The 13,163-nt window shown below is 58.0% G+C and carries 15 protein-coding genes; 9 read left to right on the top strand and 6 right to left on the bottom strand.

Features of this window, described 5'->3' with window-relative positions; translation table 11 throughout:
* Nucleotides 1-204 precede the first annotated feature (204 nt).
* Nucleotides 205-1,932 (top strand): Ppx/GppA phosphatase family protein, encoded by a 1,728-nt coding sequence (locus ACVWZF_RS06330; protein WP_457411109.1) that lies wholly within the window; start codon nucleotides 205-207, stop codon nucleotides 1,930-1,932.
* 18 nt (nucleotides 1,933-1,950) lie between these two features.
* Here ACVWZF_RS06330 and ACVWZF_RS06325 read toward each other — a convergent pair whose 3' ends face one another.
* Nucleotides 1,951-3,636 (bottom strand): S-layer homology domain-containing protein, encoded by a 1,686-nt coding sequence (locus ACVWZF_RS06325; protein WP_011433108.1) that lies wholly within the window; start codon nucleotides 3,634-3,636, stop codon nucleotides 1,951-1,953.
* Between the two features lie 309 nt (nucleotides 3,637-3,945).
* On the opposite strand from ACVWZF_RS06325, the gene psbE reads away from it, so the two are divergent.
* From psbE to ACVWZF_RS06290, 7 genes are all read left to right on the top strand, one after another.
* Nucleotides 3,946-4,191, top strand: a complete 246-nt coding sequence (gene psbE, locus ACVWZF_RS06320) for a cytochrome b559 subunit alpha (RefSeq protein ID WP_011433109.1) — start codon at nucleotides 3,946-3,948, stop codon at nucleotides 4,189-4,191.
* Between the two features lie 76 nt (nucleotides 4,192-4,267).
* Nucleotides 4,268-4,399 carry a cytochrome b559 subunit beta gene (gene psbF / locus ACVWZF_RS06315; protein WP_011433110.1) on the top strand — a complete coding sequence of 44 codons (132 nt, stop codon included), beginning with the start codon at nucleotides 4,268-4,270 and terminating at the stop codon, nucleotides 4,397-4,399.
* A gap of 5 nt (nucleotides 4,400-4,404) precedes the next feature.
* The gene (locus ACVWZF_RS06310) at nucleotides 4,405-4,530 is read left to right on the top strand and encodes a photosystem II reaction center protein L (protein WP_011433111.1); all 126 of its coding nucleotides are present in this window, start codon (nucleotides 4,405-4,407) and stop codon (nucleotides 4,528-4,530) included.
* Between the two features lie 141 nt (nucleotides 4,531-4,671).
* Nucleotides 4,672-4,791 carry a photosystem II reaction center protein J gene (locus ACVWZF_RS06305; protein WP_011433112.1) on the top strand — a complete coding sequence of 40 codons (120 nt, stop codon included), beginning with the start codon at nucleotides 4,672-4,674 and terminating at the stop codon, nucleotides 4,789-4,791.
* A gap of 527 nt (nucleotides 4,792-5,318) precedes the next feature.
* The gene (locus ACVWZF_RS06300; RefSeq protein ID WP_011433113.1) at nucleotides 5,319-5,789 is read left to right on the top strand and encodes a photosystem I reaction center protein subunit XI; all 471 of its coding nucleotides are present in this window, start codon (nucleotides 5,319-5,321) and stop codon (nucleotides 5,787-5,789) included.
* A 38-nt stretch (nucleotides 5,790-5,827) separates the two neighbouring features.
* Complete coding sequence (locus ACVWZF_RS06295) at nucleotides 5,828-5,941, top strand: photosystem I reaction center subunit VIII (protein WP_011433114.1); 114 nt, start codon at nucleotides 5,828-5,830, stop codon at nucleotides 5,939-5,941.
* Between the two features lie 301 nt (nucleotides 5,942-6,242).
* On the top strand, nucleotides 6,243-6,509 hold the full coding sequence (locus ACVWZF_RS06290; protein ID WP_011433115.1) for an ARPP-1 family domain-containing protein: 267 nt from the start codon (nucleotides 6,243-6,245) through the stop codon (nucleotides 6,507-6,509).
* 55 nt (nucleotides 6,510-6,564) lie between these two features.
* On the opposite strand, the gene ACVWZF_RS06285 is transcribed toward ACVWZF_RS06290, so the two are convergent.
* The 5 genes from ACVWZF_RS06285 to ACVWZF_RS06265 form a co-directional block, all read right to left on the bottom strand.
* On the bottom strand, nucleotides 6,565-8,028 hold the full coding sequence (locus tag ACVWZF_RS06285; protein ID WP_238376717.1) for a 1-acyl-sn-glycerol-3-phosphate acyltransferase: 1,464 nt from the start codon (nucleotides 8,026-8,028) through the stop codon (nucleotides 6,565-6,567).
* A 324-nt stretch (nucleotides 8,029-8,352) separates the two neighbouring features.
* Nucleotides 8,353-9,945 carry an Hsp70 family protein gene (locus ACVWZF_RS06280; protein WP_457411108.1) on the bottom strand — a complete coding sequence of 531 codons (1,593 nt, stop codon included), beginning with the start codon at nucleotides 9,943-9,945 and terminating at the stop codon, nucleotides 8,353-8,355.
* Complete coding sequence (locus ACVWZF_RS06275; protein WP_457411106.1) at nucleotides 9,945-10,508, bottom strand: helix-turn-helix domain-containing protein; 564 nt, start codon at nucleotides 10,506-10,508, stop codon at nucleotides 9,945-9,947. The genes ACVWZF_RS06280 and ACVWZF_RS06275 overlap by 1 nt, the downstream gene beginning before the upstream one ends.
* A gap of 48 nt (nucleotides 10,509-10,556) precedes the next feature.
* The gene (locus tag ACVWZF_RS06270; protein WP_457411104.1) at nucleotides 10,557-11,075 is read right to left on the bottom strand and encodes a hypothetical protein; all 519 of its coding nucleotides are present in this window, start codon (nucleotides 11,073-11,075) and stop codon (nucleotides 10,557-10,559) included.
* Between the two features lie 259 nt (nucleotides 11,076-11,334).
* Nucleotides 11,335-11,694: a hypothetical protein gene (locus ACVWZF_RS06265; protein WP_414375464.1), complete on the bottom strand. Its 360-nt coding sequence runs from the start codon at nucleotides 11,692-11,694 to the stop codon at nucleotides 11,335-11,337.
* 180 nt (nucleotides 11,695-11,874) lie between these two features.
* On the opposite strand from ACVWZF_RS06265, the gene trpB reads away from it, so the two are divergent.
* The gene (gene trpB / locus ACVWZF_RS06260; protein ID WP_457411131.1) at nucleotides 11,875-13,152 is read left to right on the top strand and encodes a tryptophan synthase subunit beta; all 1,278 of its coding nucleotides are present in this window, start codon (nucleotides 11,875-11,877) and stop codon (nucleotides 13,150-13,152) included.
* The last annotated feature ends 11 nt before the right edge of the window (nucleotides 13,153-13,163 follow it).

Here is a 13,163-nt window from a genome sequence, read left to right as displayed (position 1 = left end):
AACCTGCTTCGACAACAAAGAAAGAACAGTGAAGAAATGGATATCCGTGTCCCTATCTTAGGCTGGGGCGAGAACGGCAGGGATCCCCAGCTAATCAATTCCCCTGTTTGCCGAGTCAACCGCGAACCTCACCTCACGACTCGGCCCGGAACAAGGGGGGAAAGTACACAGTATCCTAAAGGGGTTGACCCCCTTACCCGAGCCATGATCTCTTCGCCCACCGACTTCACGGAATGCCCTGTCGCCTCTGCTCCCCCAGTTTCCGAAACCAGCCCGGCTTCTCGTCCTGAATCTTGGGCGGCCCCCGTTCTGGCCGCCATCGATGTGGGCAGCAACTCTCTCCACATGGTGGTGGTGCGCATCAATCCCCGTATCCCCAGCTTTACCATCATCTCCCGCGAAAAAGCCACCGTGCGGCTGGGGGAATACTGCAACCAGACGGGTGCCCTGACCCCTGCAGCCATGGAGCGGGCCCGAGTGGCCCTGGAGCGGTTTTGCCGCATTGCTGAGAGCTTTCAGGTGCAGGATATTGTTGCCGTGGCTACCAGTGCTGTGCGCGAGGCCCCCAATGGGCTGGAGTTTTTGAAGCGGATTGAACGGGAGCTGGGCCTGCGGGTGGAGTTAATCTCGGGGCAGGAAGAGGCCCGCCGCATCTACCTGGGGGTGCTCTCGGCGATGGAGTTCCACAACCGGCTGCACGCGGTGGTGGATATTGGTGGCGGCTCCACCGAGCTGATTTTGGGCAATGGCCAAGAGCCGGAGTTTCTGCGCAGCGTCAAGGTAGGGGCAGTGCGTCTGACCCAGGCTTTTTTGCACCACGACCCGCCCACTTCTGCCGAACTGCAAGCCCTGCGCCAGCACATCCGCGGCATGCTGGAATCCCCCATCGAGCAGATGAAGCGGATCCTTGCCTCTTCACAACAACAGGGATCCCTGCCTTTGGTGGGCACCTCTGGCACCGTCGAGTGCCTGGCCCAGTTGGATGCCCGCCGTCGGTTGGGCGCTCTCCCCCATCGCCTGCAGGGGTATGAGTTCAGCCTGGAAGCCCTGCGCGGCTACATCAAAGAGCTGCGCTCCCTCACGGTGGCCGAACGGCAAAAGCTGCCCGGCCTGGGGGAAAGGCGGGGGGAGATCATCCTAGCCGGGGCGGTCATCTTGGAAGAAGTGATGACCCTGCTGGGGGTGGAGCGGATCCAGTTTTGCGAACGGGCTCTGCGGGAAGGGCTGATCGTGGACTGGATGATCGGCCAAGGGCTGATTGAGGATCGGCTGCGCTACCACAGCTCGGTGCGGCGGCGCAGTGTGCTCAAGCTGGCGGAAAAATACCAGGTGGAGATCCCCTATGCCGAGCGGGTGGCCGAGTTTGCCCTCAGCCTTTTCGATCAAACCCGCGGCATCCTGCATGGCTGGGGATCCCGGGAGCGGGCTCTTCTCTGGGCGGCGGCCATGCTGCACAACTGCGGCCACTTCATCAGCCATGCCGCCCACCACAAGCACTCCTACTACCTGATCCGCCATGGAGAACTCTTGGGCTTCAACGAAGAAGAGGTGGAGGTGATCGCCAACTTGGCCCGCTACCACCGCAAGTCGCCCCCCAAGAAGAAGCACGAGAACTTCCAGCGCCTCAGCGACGAGCGGGATCGCCAAGTGGTGCTGGAACTGAGCCCCCTGCTGCGCATAGCCTGTGCTTTGGATCGCCGCCGCCTGCAGGCCATTCAAGCCCTGCACTGCCGTTTTCAGCTCCTGGGAGAAGGCCCCCGCCGCATGGAGTTGATTTTGGATCCCAGGCATCCCAAGGACGACTGTGCCCTAGAGTTGTGGAGCTTAAACGAGAAGAAAAAAGTCTTCGAGCAACAGTTCAACCTGCAGGTAATCCCCAAGCTCTCTACGCAGATCCAGCGCAGCGCCGATCCCTTTGAGGCAGCAGTTTAGCCTTCTCGGGGATCCTAGCTAAGGGGCGATGGTAATGGGCGAGGGGCTGGTTTGGGTGGTCTTTTGGCCCCCTCTTTGCAAAATCACCTCGATGATGCCGTTGTTGACCGGCTGCATGTTGAAGGGCAACTGCTGCTGGGTTTCGTATAGGCCCGGCGCCACCTCCCGCATTTCAACTTCGGGCGTTATCCCAATAATCCGAAAAGCAGCCCGCCCCCCCGGATCCCCTCGCATGGTGACTTTGAGAATTTCTCCCATGCGCAGATTGGTGCTGTTGGTGGTGACACTGAAAATCTGGGGCAGTCCCGTGGCGACGGGTGCGGAAACCGGCTGAATGGTGGAGCGGGTTCCTCTGGAGCCATCGATGGAAAAAGGAAAAATCTCCCGATGTTCCTGGCTGAGGCCGTCCTTGGTGAGCACAATCCTCAAGGTGGGATTGTTGGCCTGGTGGGTGGGGGCTACCACGTAGGTGCCTTCGTAGTGGTTGGGTCGTACCTCCCGCATCGGCTGGTTCAGGGCCAGATTCCCCAGATCAAACTGGGCGATCCCTCCAGATTCCCCCCAAATGGCAATGGTGAGAATGTCCCCTTCCACCAAGTCGCGCTGGGGATCCAAGCGAATGGCCTCAATGCGCGGATAGCGATTGCTGGCTGCAGTCAGAGGGGCTGGCTGCGGCAGAGGAGCTGGGGGCGGAAATACTGATTCCACTGGCGGAGGAGCAACATTGCCCAAGGCCAGTTGAGGTAGCCGCCGTTGAACGCGGGTACTGACGCCATTGAGGGTCAACTGAATACTGATGTCGGGGCCAAAGACGGCATCCTGAGGACCAAGGCTATAAACTGCGCGGTAGTAGCCGGGCTGCACCTCCTGCATCGGCAGACCCTGAACCACGCCGCCGATATCAACCGTAGCCCTGCCGTTGGGAGTGGCCTGCGCTTCAATGGTCAAGGTTCCCCCTGCAGGAACACTTCCTCCCTCGGGAGTGATCCGCGTTTGGAAGATTTCGGGTTGGACAGTCTCGGCCACCCGGGCTGGGGAGGGACGCAACTGGGCCACAGGGGGTGGCAAGGGCGGAAGCTGACCGCGATATACCAGGGCCTGATGCAACAACACTGCCCCTTCTGCTCGCCTCAGCACCCGATTGGGCTGAAGACGGGCCGGATCCGGCACATTCACCAGCAGCCCCGCCTCGCCTGCCATGGCCACAAAAGCCCGCCCTACCTCCGGCACATCAGCCGCATCGGTGTACAGAGCCATCCAGCGCTCAATGTCGGCCTGGGTGGGAGCAGGCAATTGCAGAGCCCGCACCAAAATGGCCAGGGCTTCCAGGTGGGTGATATCCCCTTGCGGGCGAAACTCGTTGCCCTCGTATAGGCGCATGGCCCCCGCCTGCAGCACGGCTTGGGCAGTCCAATAGTCGGGGGTGTTGGGCTCCAGGTCGCGAATCTCCTGCACCTGGTTGGGATTGGGAATGTAGCCGAAAAACTCCGTCAGCCACTGGGCCAATTCCAGACGGGTCAGGGTGGCTGACAGGGGTTCTTGGGTGATCACCACATCTGTCTGACGTTCCAGAGCCGCCACGTAGGGGTCGGTCCAGGCCAGCGAGGCTTGCTGCTCCACCCCTTGGGACCAAGCCGGCAAGCTGACACCCGACCAGCCCAGCGTCCAACACAAGCTCAGAGCCAGGGGCCACGAGCACCGCATAGCTGTCACTCCTGTTCCAACAACATCCCCTCAGGGCCAGCTTATCTCAAACTTCCGCCCCATCCTCAAGCCCTCGATGCCCCTTGGGATTGCGCCCTTTGGCAGTGAGATTCTGAAAACTCGGGTAAGAAGGTTCGCCGCAGGGATCCCTTAGGAGATTTTACCTATGCAAGACGGGATCCGGCTTGACAGCAAAGGGCCTAAGCAAGGGTCTCGTAACTTGTAGTTGTGCATCCAAATCCTTATCATTGTGTTATAGACTCAGAAAGTTCAGAAAGCACTTTTGCCCCTACCCTAGGGAGGAGTTTCATGGCTGGCAGCACCGGAGAGCGACCTTTTGTCGATATCATTACCAGTGTCCGCTACTGGGTTATTCACGCCCTGACCATTCCCGCTTTGTTTTTGGCAGGCTGGCTTTTTGTGAGCACTGGCCTGGCCTATGATATTTTTGGCACCCCGCGCCCCAATGAGTATTTCACGGCAGAGCGCCAGGAGTTGCCGATCGTTAGCGATCGCTTCAATGCTCTGGAGGAGCTGGAGAGGCTGACTCGCTAGGAGTGCCCGTGGGTAAGTGGACTATTCGTTGTTGCAATTTGTAAGTTGATTGAGCTTTTTGCGTAGGGTGATATCTATGGCCACTAAATCTGATGAACCCGTTTTTTACCCTGTTTTTACCGTCCGTTGGCTGGCGGTACATACCTTGGCGATCCCAACTGTTTTCTTCTTGGGAGCTATTGCTGCAATGCAGTTTATTCAACGGTGAACCCAATGGCTGATCAACCCGAAAGGAATCCCAACTCCCAACCTGTCGAGCTAAACCGCACTTCCCTTTACTTGGGTTTGCTGCTGGTGTTTGTGGTTGGGCTGTTGTTCTCCAGCTATTTTCTCAACTGAGGCCAGGATCACACTCTGCTCTTGGAGTTGGGAAAGAGCGCAGGGGACAATGCTGGCTTTTGGCTAGCCCTTGCTCCCCTTTGCTAAGTTTACTGAGGATGTAATTGCTGCTAGTTCTGTCTTTTTTGGAGACCAGTTGCTATGACCAGTCAAGCAAGGATCCCTTTGTGGATAGTGGCTGTGGTTGCCGGTTTGGGTGTGATCACGGTAGTTGGGCTCTTTTTCTATGGCTCCTATGTGGGCCTAGGCTCTAGTCTGTAGGTTTGAGGTTTTCGGTCTGGTAGTAGCCCCCAATAGGTAGGGGTAAAGGGTCCCATGGTTTTTACGACCTAGCCGAATTCAGTTAGGCTTTGTTGACCCATGGCCAGTGTATCTACCACTTTTTTCGGGGCTACCTACCACAGCGCAATATCGATCCCTTGCCCAGCAGGGATCCCACTTCATTGCAGACCTTAAATACTCAACTTAATACTCAATACACAGTCCGAAAAAGCTGCCGCTATTCCTCACCACTGGTTACAACCAGGCGGTGAATCTGGACTTCTCTCTTCTCCCCCTGGAGAGGGTGAAGTTCGCTTTAGCAGGTCAGGGATCATGGGCAAGAGCGCGAATTGCTGAGGACAGGTTCTGCGAGGGAATGTCTCAAACTTATGTCTCAAACTTATTTAGAAGAGCTATCTCTGTGTTAAGCGAGCATGAACTTTTTTAACGATCCGGGTGGTGGTTGCCGAGAGGGTAACTTAGGCCCCGTAGAATGAATCGCAAAATTCCAGGCAGGACATTCGGACATGGATTACATTCGCACCTTTAACGACGATCCCTGCGAGGGGCATCTTTCGACGCCCATCAGCGATTCTCCTGTCACCCGTCTGTTCATCAACAATCTCCCCATCAACCGTCCTGGCTTATCGCCGCTGTTGCGGGGTCTAGAAATTGGGCTGGCCCATGGCTATTTCTTGGTAGGGCCAGAAATTGTGCTGGGGCCGCTGCGGGATTACCCTGAGGCAGCTAACTTAGGCGGGCTGGTTACGGCGATGGCGATTGTGCTGCTGGGAACCGCCTGCATGTCGGCCTATGGCAGCGTTACCTTCGGAAACAAGCCAGAAACACCGGGGGCCGCTCCTCTGGCTACAGCTCGGGGTTGGGGGGATCTGACGGCAGGATTTTTCTTGGGAGGTATGGGTGGCGTGTTCGCTGCCTATTTCCTGCTGGAGAACTTTGCCGGGATCGACGCCATCTTTCGAGGGCTGGTGAATTAGTTGTCAAGTTTGTCAAGTCACTTGAGAGGAGCAAAATCATGACCGGTTCTTACGCTGCTGCTTATCTTCCTTGGATTTTTATCCCCATTGTTGGTTGGCTGCTTCCTGCAGTGGGCATGGCAGTGCTTTTTTTGTACATTGAGCGGGACTAGTCCCGGAGTGCTTTGATACTCACTAGTGCTGATTAATTTCAATTATTTCAGGCTAGAGATCAACCCCAGATATTGAGGCAGGGATCCCTTTTTTGGGATCCCTCTCTTTTGGTCAGGATGATTTCCATCCGCGCTACCAGAGTCCCGAAAGGCGAAGGCTGTCCCCTCACCTCTTTTTTTTAGGAAGGGAGCATTTCCAAAGGACTTTAGATTGGAGCAGGATCCGGCGAGCTGATCCCAAGCCAACAAGGGGAAGGGCAGCTTCTGCAACACCCTTTTAAGTTTTAAGAAGGAGGAGTCGATGGCCAGCCTTAACTTTCCAACCCTGCGTATAGGCGATCCCATTCAAGAGGGCAGTTTCCAGGTTTTCCCTCTCTTTTCTCAGGGGGAGCAGGAAGTTGCCTATCGCCTTCCAGATCTGCAAACCCAGGAAGCAACCATCACCGAGGTGAGCGAGGCCGGAGCAGTACCTCACCTGGTTGTGGAAAACCACAGTGAGTTCCTATTGCTGCTGGGAGTACCGAGCAGAGTCCCAGCGGGGCGACCAAGGCTCAGCTCTGTTCTATGATGGGAAGGTGGTTTATCTTTCAGCAGTCTCTCGGCAGTAGTGCCAGGCTTCTCACCTAAGCTGGTTCCCCCCTTGGGGGATCCCTAGAAATTGGAAAGGAAAAAGAAAGAAATTGGAAAGAAAAAACATCCTGAGTTAGCTCGGTCACCGCCTGTTTGGCTTCCTGGCGGCCTCGGCAATACCGCTCTAACCGCTCGCTAACGGAGATGGGATCCCCGACGGTCACGTGAACCCCCCGCCAGCCTAGGCGAGGGCGGGCTGGGTAGGATTCCCCTCGAAGGCGGGCCAGCACATCAAATAGAATGAGGGCAGTTTCTGCCAGCCGCTCAAAAGAGGGTTTGCTCAGCAAATACTCTTCCTGGACGGCTACACAGCTTTCCACCAAGCGCATGTGCTGCAGGTAGAGCGTTGCCTGGTGGGCTTTCCAGTCGAGCAACCCCCGCTGCAGGGGAGACAGGGATCCAGGATGCCGCAATTCTTCTCGGTAAATCTGGATCCAGGCGACTTCTTCAATGCGGCGGCAACGGCTGTTCCAATCCCCCTGGGGAGATAGGCCGAAGTAGGTCTCCGCAGTTTCCAGAGCTTTGTGGAGCAGCCGCCCCAGGCGAGCGTTGAAGTGGCCAGGGGCTAGCCTCTGCTCTAGCGGTGGCTCTTTATCATCTCTTTCGGAGACAAAAGGAGGTAGGTCGTAGAAGGCTTCCAGTTGTCCCAGGAGATGCTGGGCTAGGCGGCAGATCCGCTGGGTGTAGCGAAGGTTGGGGCTCCTGGAGGATCTTGGCTCTGGCTTCGGAGGCGTCAACCCACTCAAGTGCTCAAGGCGCGCCAGCAGGCGCTCCAGCTTCGTCCAGGAGGGATCCGTGTAGTAGTACCGAATGCCAATGGGCAGCAAAATGACGGTCTCTGAGCGACCAGCTTTGGCCAGGTCCTCGGCGCACCAAAAGCACAGCTGAGCCATTCCCGGTTCCAGGGGATTGATCCGTTCGCTGTGGCCGTTGGTGGCTCCTTCTGGGGCGATTGCAAAGGGAAATTGCCCATCCAGGAGCAGTTGCCGGGCCGCCTTTAGCGCCACCCGATCCACCCTCCGACCGCGGCGTATAGGGATCCCGCCCAGGCGAGACAACAGCCACCCCAGCCATTCCCCTCCCCAGAGGGGCATGCCCCGGTCGTAGAGAAAATGGGCGTGAAGGGGTTCTCGAAGGCGGATCCCTTGTCGACGGGCGGCTTCGGGCACCAGGCGAGATAGAACGTACAGGCCCACCAGCGGGTCATCCACCTCCACATGTCGGAAAGCCAGGACTAGGCGAATTTGACCCTCCTGGAACTGGTGGTAGAGCCGCGCCAAGATCTCCGCCCCTGTGGCCTCGATTTTGGCAATGCCGGAAGGAAGCCAGCGCCGCACCCTCACCCGCAAGAGCAGGGGCAGGATCCCGTGGACGAGCCGTAGCACCCAGGCGCTATAGGCGGGCGGAATAAAGTCGAGGGGAGGACGGGCAAAATGGGGCGGTGGTGACAAGAGCAAGATTTGTTCCCAAGGTAGCTCAAGAGAAGAAGTGTAGTTAAACGCAAATCAGATTCATATCCCATCGCTCAGATTATTCATCAAGTCGCTACAGAGATCACTGGATATGCAGCCATTCTCAATCAATAATCAATACAATGATTGAGATCCTTCCCCTGAGACCCCACGCCGTCGGCGCAACCGCTCTCTACTCTCCTCAAGCCCCCGACCCCTCTCTCACAAGGGGAGATGAGAGTTGGGAATCGTGGCCATGTCGTGCCCTTTACATTGCTTTCTTTGTCTTCCGTTGCAGTGAAGACGCTCTCTTCTCTCTACTTTCGTCTCTTAACTCAAGGTGGCTACAGGCTGGGCCTCTGCCAAGAGCGCCTGAGTTTGCAGGTCGGTGATGGTGACCAACAAGCGCCGCGAGCTATCAATGGCAAATTCGACGCGAAGGCGATCCTCTCCCACGCGGCCAGGGGGCTGCAAACGGGCCAGACAAATTGGTGATGACTCCGTCGAAGTAGCGCGAACGGTTGGGGATCCGAGAGGGGCCAGGAACCGGAAATCGGTTTGCCGGGTGAGCTGCCGGCTGCTCATCCGCCCCAGCTCGTCGTAAACCACTTCCGACTGGACTACCTGGGCCACTTCTCCCACCTCTAGGCGAATCTCCGTTTGTCCGTCGTTGGCCACTTGCAGGATCAAGGGCTCAGCCCGTCGGCAGGGATAGGGGCTGCCCTGTTCGAAGAGGGGGTAGTAGATGTAGCTTTTCTGCAAGGGATCCCAGAGGCGGAGGGCATAGCTGTGGTGCAGGCGATCCTCCAGCTTCACCTGGCGGCCCACCTGCAGGGCGCCCAGGGCCACAGCATCGAAGGGGCGTTCGCAGCGCACTTTCTTTTTGCCGAAGTAGGAGCGCAGCAGCTCTTGAACTGCTGGCAGTTGGGAGCTGCCTCCTACCAAGAGCACCTGCTCAATTTGGTTCTTGCCCAATCCCCTCGCCTGGGCGGTGAGGAGAACGTCGTCTAGGCACTGGCGGATTTGATCCAAAAGCTGACGAGCTTCTAGGATCTCTTCCAGCTCCTGCCGGCTTAACTTCAACTCATGGGCAGTGAGGGCTTCGTCGTCAAACCAACTGCCCACCGCTTCCATCTGAGTGGAAAGGGCGATCTTGAGCTGTTCCGCCTGCTCCAGGAGGTTGAGCCAGCCCAGAGCTCCAATTTGCTGTCGGCTTAGCCCCAGTTGCTGCAGTAGGTAGTCGGCAATCCAAATGTCGATGTCCACCCCGCCCACATAGGCATCGGCCTTGGCGATCACCTCCGCTTTGAGGACAGGGCTACCCGCTTGGGGAGCGAGGGTGCGCACCAAGCTGAGATCCAAGGTACCGCCGCCGAAATCCACCACCAGCACTAGGGATCCCGGCTGGCCAACCGCATAGCCCAGGGCTGCTGCCGTGGCTTCATCGACAATTTGAACGGGATCCCAGCCACAGGCACTGGCCACTCCCCGCAGCCAATTGAGGTAGCGCTCAAAAGAGCCGACAGGGGCGGTGAACACCAGCTGTTGCGGCTGCAGGTGTTCTTTCGGGACAGCTTCCATCACCGTCTGCAAAAAAGCTTGGGCCACCCTCTCGGCGTCGTAGCGCTCTCCATCTAGAACTCGCGGCGGAGGGACAAACTCCGCCACCAAGTCCCGCTTAAACCCCTGAAACAGCCGTTGCGGATCCACTGCCCCCCACCGACCGGCGCGCACGGTTTCCCCCACCAGGAGCTGGCCTTTTCCCTTCACGTAGACCAAGCTGGGAATAGCCGAGTGGTCTGGGCGAGAGAGGCCGGGAAGAGTGAGGAGACGGGGCACTGCTTGGGCGGGATCCCAAACTGCCACCACCGTGTTGCTGGTGCCAAAATCAATGGCTAGGGTCGCTTTGGGGGCAGGTGCCATCAGCTCAATCCTCCAGGCAGGGAACGGCTGACTTTGGCTGGGCAAAGGATGTGGTCACCGCGGCGGTAGCCGACAAAGCGGATGTAAACGGGATCCCCCTTTTGAATATCCAGCTGATCCGGTTGATGCCGTTGCGGATCGAAGGGGACGGATTCAAGGGGGTTGCCGATGGGCTCATACCCCCAGCGCTGCAGCAGAGCGTCTAAGGAGCGAAACAGAGCTGTCACGTTTTGGGCCGGCCAATCGGGCTTGCGCTGGGCAATCTGGCGGACGGTGGGGTAGCTGGTGAGCAACGGCTGCAGCAGAGAGAAGAGGACTTCTGAGGAATCGGTGGCTCCCATTTTGTCATTCCCGTTGAGGCGCAGCAGGGATCCCAAATCCCACTGCAGGGCGGCAGCCAACTTTTGCAGTTGCTCCAGGCGCAGGGATCCCCACTTCCCCTGGCGCACCTGATCAAGGGCGCGGCGGCTGATCCCGGCCTGGGCCTGTAAAGCCCGCCAAGAAGACAGGCCAACAACCCGCATGCGTTCCTGCAGCCAACTATCCAGCGGTCTCTCGGCCATTGGGTTTTGCCAGGGATCCCTACGATCATGCCCCAACTTGGGTCTAGCTCAGGGATCCGCAAGGCGCAGGGAACGGCTTATGGCTTCCACATCCCGGTCATAACGGTCACGCCGGTTGGCCGGATACACGAATTCAAAGCCAGCCTGCAGGGAAGGACGGACGATTTTTTTGAGATAGAAAATCCGCTGGCCAAAGTCCTCGTAGCCGGAGACCACGAAGAAATCCCGGCCAACGGTTTGGTAAGTAACCTGGCGCTGGTTTTCCCGGCTGCGGCGAAGTTCTTCCTGCAGGGCGCTGGCGGGCGTTGCTTGAAAAATGTTGTACCCACCCCAAACCCGCAGCTCAGCCCCGTCTTGACCGAGAAACACTTGGCCATCGCCGTTGTCCGATTCCCCTTGCGGAATGAAGTCTGCCGGGTAGTCGATGCGGTAGCCAAAGCGGGCATTGAGATAGGGCCGGAAACCGGCTTGGGCAACGGGAAGGGCGGGGGCGGGAGCAATGACGGGGATCCCCGCTCCTAGGATCAGTCCGGCAAGCAGACAAGCTAGGCGAGCAGCAGACTTCATGGTTTTGATTGCTCTAATCTGTAGCTATCCTAAGCTCTCTCACCTCCAGCCCCTCTCCTAGGGGGACAGAATTTGGTTTGTCCAAGCTCTTTCCCAAAAGACAAAGGGAATAGGAATCCAAGTTTCACTGCCGTTGAGAATGGGTCGGTTGCGCCGCTTGTATCTGGGTGCCACTTGAAATAGTAGGTATAGCATCTTTTTCGAGAGTTTGAAATAAAATACCGATTTTTGGGCCACTATTTTGTTTTGTCGACCAAGTTTAAGTTTGCCGATCAACATCAGGGTTTTGGCCGGAGCGCAGCCGTTCAATTTCTTCTCTTGCCCGCTGGATAGCGCCGCAGTTGTCTACTGCTGCCCAGGTGGAGGCCAGAAACAGTCCGGGTAGGGAAACCTCTCCCTCGTCGTCGCTAAACAACACGCCAAGGAAGAAACACCAGCCCAGAAAAACCATCAAAGCTTTCCACCGCCGCGTGTAGAGGTAGGCTCCGAAGGCAAGCAGAATAGACAGAAGGATCACCATCCCCTCGGACTTTTGAGAAAGGGCATAGGTGCGCCGCACCTCTTCATCTCTGCGCTTTTGATCTTCTTGCTGGAGCAACTCTTGCAGATGCTTGTCCATAAGGCCGCCTCAAAATCGGACGGCCTTATCTTAAAAATCCTGGGAAGACCCTTGTTCAAAACAACTTTTCGGGATCCCACGGCAGAAGAAGAGAGGCGAGACTGGTCATCGCCCCTTCCTTCTGTAGAATGGGAAAGCCTCTCTCTAGTTGCAGGCTACAAGGCCCGGACGGACTCTGCCATGACCTCAGCTTCTTTTGCTTTTTCCCCTCGTGTTTTGGATCCCCTTGACCCTCAAGTGCGTCCGGATCCCCAGGGGCGGTTTGGGCCGTTTGGGGGTCGGTTTGTGCCGGAAACCCTGATGAGCGCCCTAACGGAGCTGGAGGAAGCCTTTGAGCATCACTGGCGGGATCCCGATTTTCGCGCCGAGTTTCACAGCCTGCTGCGGGATTTTGTTGGGCGGCCCAGCCCCCTCTACTTTGCCCAGCGGCTAACCGAATACTACGGCGGCCCGCAGATCTACCTCAAACGGGAAGATCTCAACCACACCGGCGCCCACAAGATCAACAACGCCCTTGGCCAAGTGCTGCTGGCGGTGCGCATGGGCAAGCGGCGGATCATTGCCGAGACTGGCGCCGGCCAACATGGGGTGGCCACGGCAACCGTGTGCGCCCGCTTTGGCCTAGAATGCGTCATCTACATGGGGGCGCTGGATATGGAGCGGCAGGCCCCCAATGTGCAGCGGATGCGCCTTTTGGGCGCTGAGGTGCGGGGAGTGGAATCGGGCACGCGCACCCTCAAAGACGCCCTCTCCGAGGCCATCCGCGACTGGGTAACCAACGTGGAGACCACCCACTACGTCATCGGCACGGTGGCGGGGCCCCACCCTTACCCGAAGCTGGTGCGGGCCTTTCACGATGTCATTGGCCAGGAGACGCGGCAGCAGTGCCAGGAAAAATGGGGAGGGCTGCCGGATGTGTTGCTGGCCTGTGTGGGGGGTGGATCCAACGCCCTGGGCCTGTTTAACGAGTTTGTCCGGGATCCCCAGGTGCGACTGATCGGCATCGAAGCCGCCGGAGAAGGGCTGCACACGCCCCGCCACGCTGCCACCCTCAACCGCGGTCGGATTGGAGTCCTGCATGGAGCCATGAGCTACCTACTGCAGGATGAAGAAGGGCAGGTGCAGGAGGCCCACTCCATCAGCGCCGGCTTGGATTACCCCGGTGTAGGGCCCGAGCACAGCTACCTAAAAGAAATCGGGCGGGCCGAGTACTACGCGGTTACTGACGACGAAGCGGTGGAAGCGCTGCTGCTGCTGTCGCGCCTGGAGGGGATCATCCCCGCCCTGGAGACAGCCCACGCTCTGGCCTATCTGAAAACCCTGGCCCCGCAGCAAGGACTCCGTCCCGCTAACGCGATCGGCCCTCAGCAGCGGGTGGTGGTCAACTGTTCTGGGCGCGGCGACAAGGATTTGAACACCGTTTTCAAGTATTTGCAGCAGAGAGGGCGTAGCTTTTAGAGTACGGTTGT

The organism is Thermostichus sp. OS-CIW-30, from assembly GCF_054060215.1.
This window is presented reverse-complemented; position numbering and strand designations above follow the sequence as displayed.